General features: G+C 68.2%; 7 protein-coding genes and 1 tRNA gene. 2 read left to right on the top strand and 6 right to left on the bottom strand.

Annotated features, from left to right (window positions below; genetic code table 11):
* The coding region (locus tag ABDW21_RS07535; protein ID WP_343600916.1) for a DEAD/DEAH box helicase at positions 1-1,108 on the top strand (1,108 nt) is incomplete at its 5' end.
* Positions 1,109-1,347: 239 nt separating this feature from the next.
* Here the strand turns inward: ABDW21_RS07535 and ABDW21_RS07540 are convergent.
* Positions 1,348-1,424, bottom strand: a tRNA-Pro gene (locus ABDW21_RS07540).
* A 183-nt stretch (positions 1,425-1,607) separates the two neighbouring features.
* Here ABDW21_RS07540 and ABDW21_RS07545 point away from each other — a divergent pair.
* Entirely contained in the window at positions 1,608-2,987 is a 1,380-nt protein-coding gene (locus tag ABDW21_RS07545) for an HNH endonuclease signature motif containing protein (RefSeq protein WP_343600915.1), read from the top strand.
* A 20-nt stretch (positions 2,988-3,007) separates the two neighbouring features.
* Here ABDW21_RS07545 and der read toward each other — a convergent pair whose 3' ends face one another.
* Genes der through ABDW21_RS07570 form a run of 5 tightly spaced genes read right to left on the bottom strand, consistent with a single transcriptional unit; the run spans position 3,008 to position 7,254 of the window.
* Positions 3,008-4,384, bottom strand: coding sequence for a ribosome biogenesis GTPase Der (gene der, locus ABDW21_RS07550; RefSeq protein WP_343710256.1), 1,377 nt, complete (start codon positions 4,382-4,384; stop codon positions 3,008-3,010).
* Complete coding sequence (cmk, locus tag ABDW21_RS07555; protein WP_343710257.1) at positions 4,381-5,064, bottom strand: (d)CMP kinase; 684 nt, start codon at positions 5,062-5,064, stop codon at positions 4,381-4,383. The genes der and cmk overlap by 4 nt, the downstream gene beginning before the upstream one ends.
* Complete coding sequence (locus tag ABDW21_RS07560; RefSeq protein ID WP_343600912.1) at positions 5,061-5,804, bottom strand: pseudouridine synthase; 744 nt, start codon at positions 5,802-5,804, stop codon at positions 5,061-5,063. The genes cmk and ABDW21_RS07560 overlap by 4 nt, the downstream gene beginning before the upstream one ends.
* Positions 5,801-6,451, bottom strand: coding sequence for an SMC-Scp complex subunit ScpB (scpB, locus tag ABDW21_RS07565; protein ID WP_343710258.1), 651 nt, complete (start codon positions 6,449-6,451; stop codon positions 5,801-5,803). Before scpB ends, ABDW21_RS07560 begins: the two co-directional genes overlap by 4 nt.
* A gap of 38 nt (positions 6,452-6,489) precedes the next feature.
* The gene (locus ABDW21_RS07570; protein ID WP_343710262.1) at positions 6,490-7,254 is read right to left on the bottom strand and encodes a segregation/condensation protein A; all 765 of its coding nucleotides are present in this window, start codon (positions 7,252-7,254) and stop codon (positions 6,490-6,492) included.
* Between the last annotated feature and the right edge of the window lie 39 nt (positions 7,255-7,293).

Consider the following 7,293-nt stretch of genomic DNA (forward strand, 5'->3'; position numbering starts at 1 on the left):
GACCACCGCACTGCACCAACTCCTCGAACACGACACCAGCGTTCTCATCGCGCCACCGGGAACTGGCAAGACGGTCATCGCCTGTGCAGCAATCGAATCGCGGGCCACCTCTACCCTGGTCCTTGTCGACCGCAAGGCCCTCGCCGACCAATGGCGCGAGCGCATCAGTAGGCACCTCGGGTTCACATGCGGTCAAATCGGCGGTGGACGGTCGAAAACCACTGGCATTCTCGACATCGCCCTACTGCCAACACTCGCACGCCGTGACAATGTCGAAGACATCACCGCCAAGTACGGATTCGTCATCGTGGACGAATGCCACCACGTCGCCGCTAGCGCGTTCTTCGGCGTGCTGAGCCAAATCGCCGCGCGGTACTGGCTCGGCCTGACCGCCACCCCGGAACGCCGCGATGGACTCGAAGACCTGATCTTTCACCAACTCGGATCACACCACACGGCCATCGCACCGCCCACCAGCGGACAACTCCCGGTCGACGGTTCCGACTTGTTGACGCCCCACCCGGTTTTGCACCTACACCCGACCGGATTCCAGTACAGCGGTGACGCCGACCCCACCGCGCCCGGCGGAATGGCCGAAATCTATCGAGCCCTCGTTGCCGACCAAGGACGACGCGACCAGATCGTGGTCGACGTGTTGACCGCCTCAGAAGCCGGAGCCAACATCCTGGTGCTCACCACCTGGGTGGAACACCTCAACGCCATCAGCGACCGGCTTGAAGCCGCCGGAAAGACCGTCACCGTGCTCAGCGGCGGCATGAAGGCTCGTGAACGTCGCCAGATCACCGAGCAACTCGCCAACCAGTCTCCCGGTTCGGATCCGCTGCTGATCGTCGGTACCGGTTCGTTCATTGGGGAAGGCTTCGACTGCCCTGCCCTCGACACGCTGTTCCTGGCAGCGCCCATCACCTTCAAGAATCGACTTGTGCAATACATCGGCCGCGTCACCCGTCCCTACCCCTCGAAGACCACCGCAACCGTGCACGACTACCACGACGAGCTCACCCCCGTCATCGCGTCCTCGCTGAAGAAACGCGCACCCGGCTACATCAAGATGGGCTTCCCCGACCCGCGCAAGATGATCCGGTAGTGCTGTCACACCACTTGACCAGCGGTCAACTTCGGCACGAGTGACCCCCCGCCCGGTCGAGCCGCATAACGTGTGTGGGCGCCCATGGCGTGCATGACGTGCGGTCGAACTGGCCGAAACTCCCTGAATGAGTCCGTCGAGCGCGCCGCCGGCGCCGGTGTGGTCCCCAGAGCGCGCCAACCGTCACGCGGCGGTCGGGTGGAGAATCTGCATTTCCGCAGTTCAAAGGCTACTTCTCTTGGTCGGGCTGACAGGATTTGAACCTGCGACCACTTGACCCCCAGTCAAGTGCGCTACCAAACTGCGCCACAGCCCGGTGCCGCCAGAACACCCGGCAGCAGGTCGAAAGCCTACCGCAGACGCCGGCGGTGGCCAGGCCTTCCCGCGCGGCCAGCGCAGTCCCATTTTGTCCAGCCGCAAATCCGCCAGGATGTGGATGCCCTGGCCGTCTGTGCACAGCGTCCGGAGCTTGTCGGACCGCCGCGGTAATGTATCGAACATGAGTTCGACAGGTGTTGTTGCGCCGCCGGAGTTGACTGCCGCCTTCGACGCGCTGGACGCGGCGGTGACGCGCATCGCCGGGTTCGACTTGGACAATCTGGACCCTTCGGTGCGGCTGCGCGCGCTGCAACGCCTGGAAACCGCCCGGCGCCGGCAGATGGTGACCAGCCACGATCTGATCGCGGGCCTGGCGAACGAGGATCACGCCGACGTCGGCGGCCCGGTGCACAAGGTGATCGCCGACTGGCTGCGGATCAGCCCCGCCCAGGCGCGCCGGCGGATGCGCGACGCCGCGCAACTCGCCCCGCGAACCACCCTGACCGGCCAGGGGTTGCCGCCCGAGTTGCCGGCCACCGCCCAGGTGTGGCGCGACGGGCAACTCGACGAGCAGCACCTGCGGGTGATCCAAACCTTCGTGCGTGACCTGCCCGAACTCGTTCCGGCGGACACCGTTGCCCACGCCGAACGGTTCCTGGCCCAGCAGGCCACCCAGCTGCGCCCCGACCAGCTCGAGAAGGTCGCCACCCGGTTTGCGGTGCTGATCAATCCCGACGGGAAGTTCAGCGACTCCGACCGGGCCCGCCTGCGCGGCTTCACCTGGGGCGCCCAGCGCGCCGACGGGATGAGCATCGGCAAGCTCGTCGCCTCCCCCGAACTGCGCGCCAACCTCGACGCCTGGTTCGCCCGCTTCGCCGCCCCGGGCATGTGCAACCCCGACGACGAAACCCCCTGTGTCACCGCTGAGCCCACCGAGGACACCGCGGCCCAGGACCGACGCAGCCACGCCCAGCGTCAACACGACGCGCTCAACGCATTGGTGCGTGGCCAGCTGGGCGACCCGAAACTCGGTGTGCACAAAGGATTACCGGTCACCGTGATCGTGTCCACGACGTTGCAGGAACTCTCCGCGGCCGCCGGGTACGCGGTCACCGGTGGCGGAACACTGTTGCCCATGCGCGACCTGATCCGGATGGCCGGCCACGCGTACCATTATCTAGCGGTCTTCGACGAGCACGAAAGCCGTCCGCTGTATCTCGGCCGCACCCGACGCATCGCATCGCCGGACCAACGCATCGTCCTGTACGCGAGGGACCGCGGCTGCACCGCCCCTGGTTGTGACAGGCCCGGCTACTGGTGTGAAGCCCACCACACCGACGGCTGGGCGCGGGGCGGTAACACCGACGCCGACAAGCTCACGCTGGCCTGCAAACCCGACAACGAGCTGGCCGAGAAGGGCTGGAAAACAATAAAACTCGCGAATGGTGACACTCAGTGGATCCCACCGCCCCACCTCGACCATGGCCAGTCCAGGACTAACGGCTACCACCACCCGGAGCGCTATTTACCGGACGATCCGCGCCATGACGATGCGGCTTAGCACGGCGTACAGGCTGCGGCTCAGCGCGACTTGGCGCCTCGCTTGTCGCGTACCCGCACGTTGATGCGGATCGGGCTGCCCTCGAAGCCGAACGTCTCGCGCAGCCGTCGCTCCAGGAAGCGGCGGTAGCCGGCCTCCAGGAAGCCGGTGGTGAACAGCACGAACGTCGGCGGTCGCGCGGTCGCCTGGGTGGCGAACAGGATGCGTGGTTGGCGCCCGCCGCGCACCGGCGGCGGCGTCGCGGCCACCACCTCGGTGATCCAGGTGTTCAGCCGACCCGTCGAGATCCGGGTGTCCCACGACGCCAGCGCCGCCGCCAAGGCCGGCACCAGTTTCTGCACGGCCCGGCCCGTCGTGGCCGAGATGTTGACCCGTTGCGCCCAGCGCACCTGCGCCAACTCCCGGTCGATCTCACGCTCAATCTGGTAGCGCCGGTCCTCGTCGACCAGGTCCCACTTGTTGAACGCCAACACCAGCGCCCGGCCGGCCTCGATCACCATCGACAGCACCCGCTGGTCCTGCTCGGTCAGCGGCGCCGACGCGTCGATCAGCACGATCACCACCTCGGCGGCGTCGATCGCGCCGTGAGTGCGCACCGACGCGTAGTACTCGTGCCCGCTGGCCTGACCGACTTTACGACGCAGTCCGGCGGTGTCGACGAAACGCCATACCGCACCGCCGATGTCGATCAGCGAATCCACCGGGTCGACGGTGGTGCCGGCCACGTCGTGCACCACCGCCAGCTGATCGCCGGCCAGCCGGTTCAGCAGGGAGCTTTTGCCGACGTTGGGTTTACCGACGAGCGCCACCCGCCGCGGGCCGCCTTGCACCGCAGCCGCTTCCGCCACCTCCGGCAGCGCACCGACCACGTCGTCGAGCAGATCGCCCACACCGCGGCCGTGCATCGCGCTGATGGCGTACGGCTGACCGAGCCCCAAAGACCACAGCGCCGCCGCGTCCGCTTCACCCCGTTCCCCGTCAACCTTGTTGGCCGCCAGGAACACCGGTTTGCCGGAGCGACGCAAGATGCGGGCGGCGGCGTCGTCGCCGGAGGTTGCGCCCACCACGGCGTCGACCACCAGGATCACCGCGTCAGCGGTGCGCATCGCCACCGCCGCCTGCTCGGCCACCAGCTGCTGCAGGCCTTTGGCGTCCGGCTCCCATCCGCCGGTGTCCTGCACGACGAACGACCGCCCGGTCCACAGCGCGTCGTAGGACACCCGGTCCCGCGTCACCCCGGGTAGGTCCTGGACCACCGCTTCGCGCCGGCCCAGGATCCGATTGACCAACGTCGACTTGCCGACGTTGGGCCGCCCTACCACCGCCACCACCGGCGGTGCAGCCGAAGATTCTGCACTCCAATCGCTTTCGTCGTTCCACGTTCCGTCCTGGCTCACCGGACGGCCTCGCTTCGCTGCCGTACCAACTGCAGCAGGTGTGCGATCACTTCGGGTTCGGTCAGCTCGCTGGTGTCGACGACCACCGCGTCGTCGGCCGCCCGCAGCGGCGACACGGCGCGGGTGGAGTCCAGGTGATCGCGCCGGCGCACGTCGGCCAGCACACCGTCGTAGTCGTCGGGCAGGCCGGCGGCGACGTTCTGGTCGTTGCGCCGCCGCGCGCGTGTCTCGGCCGACGCCGTCAGGAACACCTTCACATCGGCGTCGGGCAGCACCACGGTCCCGATGTCGCGACCTTCCACCACGACGCGCGGGGAACGGGCGGCCAGTTCACGCTGCAGGCCCACCAACCGCCGTCGCACGGCCGGCACCGACGACACCGCGGAGACCGCGCGGGTGACCTCGTCGCCCCGGATCTCCGCCGAAACGTCCTGTCCGTCAAGCCGGTAATGATCCACGTCGGGGTCGCAGCCGACGGACAACCGTGCCGTCTCCGCCGCCGTGGCGACAGCTATTTCGTCGGTCGGTTCGATTCCGGCCCGCAGCACCGCCAGCGTCACGATCCGGTACATGGCGCCGGTGTCGAGGTATCGCGCACCCAGGGCACGCGCCAATTGCTTTGACACCGAGGACTTTCCGGTGCCTGCTGGACCGTCCACGGCGACGACGACGCCGCTCACAGGTCGACCGCCCGGTAGAGGGCGCCGGTCTCGTCGCGGGTCAGGGCGCGGATGCTGCCGGGACGCTGCGCTCCCAACGCCACCGCTCCGAGCTGGGTGCGAACCAGCGCCTGCACCGGAAACCCGGCGGCCGCGAGCAACCGGCGCACAATCCGCTTACGGCCCTCGTGCACCGTGACCCGGATCAGCGAGGCGCCCGGCGCCCGGTCCACCACCGCGAAGTCGTCGACCGCCGCGGGGCCGTCGTCCAAGTCGATTCCGGTGCGCAGCCTTCGGCCGAGCCCGCGCGGCACCGACCCCGCGACCGTGGCCAGATACGTCTTGGGCACCCGGTAGGAGGGATGCATCAGCCGGTGCGCCAGCTCGCCGTCGTTGGTCAGCAGGATCAGGCCCTCGGTGTCGGCGTCGAGCCGCCCGACGTGAAACAGCTGGTGCTTCTGGCTGCCCCGCACCCGATGCTCGATCAGGTCTCCGATGCACGGCCGGCCGCGGTCGTCCGACATCGTCGAGTGCACGCCGCGCGGCTTGTTCAGCGCCAGATACACCAGGGAATGGTCGAGGATCACCCGCGCGCCGTCGACGCGGATCACCGACAGATCCGGGTCGACCCGGGTGCCCAGCTCGGTCACCACCTGCCCGTCGACCTCGATGCGGCCGGCGACGATCATCTGCTCGGCTGCTCGTCGTGACGCAATTCCGGCCTGCGACAACACTTTCTGCAAGCGCATGCCCTCGGTCATTCCTGGTCCACATCGAATGACGGCGGAGTGTCCGCGGGGACACCGCCGGTGAGTTTGACGAAACGTGGCTCTAGATAGAGAGATTCGGTCACGTCGTCGATGGTGTCGATGTCGGGCAGCAACGGGGCGATATCGGGAAGTTCAGACAGCGAGGACAATCCCAGCCGCTCCAAGAACAGCTCGGTTGTCGCGAACGTCGTCGCACCGGTGTCGGGATCGGTGCCGGCCTCGGTGATCAGTCCCCGGGCCAGCAAGGTGCGCATCACCGCGTCGACGTTCACCCCGCGCACCGCGCTTACCCGGGCCCGCGTCACCGGCTGGCGGTAGGCCACCACGGCCAGAGTCTCCAGCGCCGCGCGGGTGAGCTTCGAGCGCGACCCCTCCAACAGCAGCCGCTCCACATACGGCGCGAACCGGGCGCGGGTGTACATCCGCCAGCCCCCGCCGGCCTCGCGCAGGTCGATGCCGCTGTCCTGCTCGGTGAGAGCGTCGGCCATGATCCGCAGTGTGGCAGCGATCCGGTACGCGGGCTGCTCGGTGGCCGCGGCCAGCGCCTGGACCGTCACGGGGGTGTCGACCACCAACAGCAGCGCCTCGAGCGCCCGCCTCAGCTCGGCGTCGTCGAGCTCCGGTGCTTCGTCAGTCATGAGAGATCAGTCATGAGATGTCGTTCATCAGAGGTTGGTCACGAGAGGTCGCCTGCTTCCACCGCGTCGTCGCTGGCGGGCCGTTCTCCGGTCCACGAAACCTGGAGCACACCAAGCGGTTCTGCCTGGTCGAATGCTACCGCCCGGGACCGGTACAGCTCGAGCAGCGCCAGGAAGCGCCCGACGATCTCCATCGGTGCGCGACAGTCGGCCACCAGCTCGGAGAACGACGCCCAGTGACCGGCCCCCCGCGCCGCGAGCAGCGACAGCAGCTGCTCGGCCTGCTCGGGCACCGACACGATCAGCTCGTGCAGATGCTCGGTGGTCACCGTGGGCACCGGCCGGGGAGTCAACGCGATCGCCGCGATCTGGGCGAACCGCTCGACGTCCACGCCGAGCATCACCTCCGGCAACAGCTCGGCGAACCGGTCTTCCAGCGACGCCGCCCGCGGATAGCTGCGCAGCGCGGCGGCCTCCAGTTCGGCGAACATCTGCGCGACATGCTTGAACGCCCGGTACTGCAGCAGACGCGCGAACAGCAGGTCGCGCACCTCCAGCAGGGCCAGGTCCGCCTCGTCGTCGACCTGCCCCGACGGCAGCAGCCGCGCCGCCTTGAGGTCGAGCAGCGTCGCGGCGACCACCACAAACGCGGTGGTCTCGTCCAACTCCAGGCGCGGGCCGATCTCGCGGGTGTAGGCGATGAACTCGTCGGTGACCTGATGCAGCGCCACCTCGGTGACGTCGAGGCGGTGCGCGAAAATCAGCTGCAGCAGCAGGTCGAACGGCCCCTCGAAATTGGTCAGCGTGACGTGGAAGCCGTTCCGGGTGCCGGCGGACGTGCC

This window comes from Mycobacterium sp. (assembly GCF_039583805.1).
GTDB lineage: Bacteria > Actinomycetota > Actinomycetes > Mycobacteriales > Mycobacteriaceae > Mycobacterium.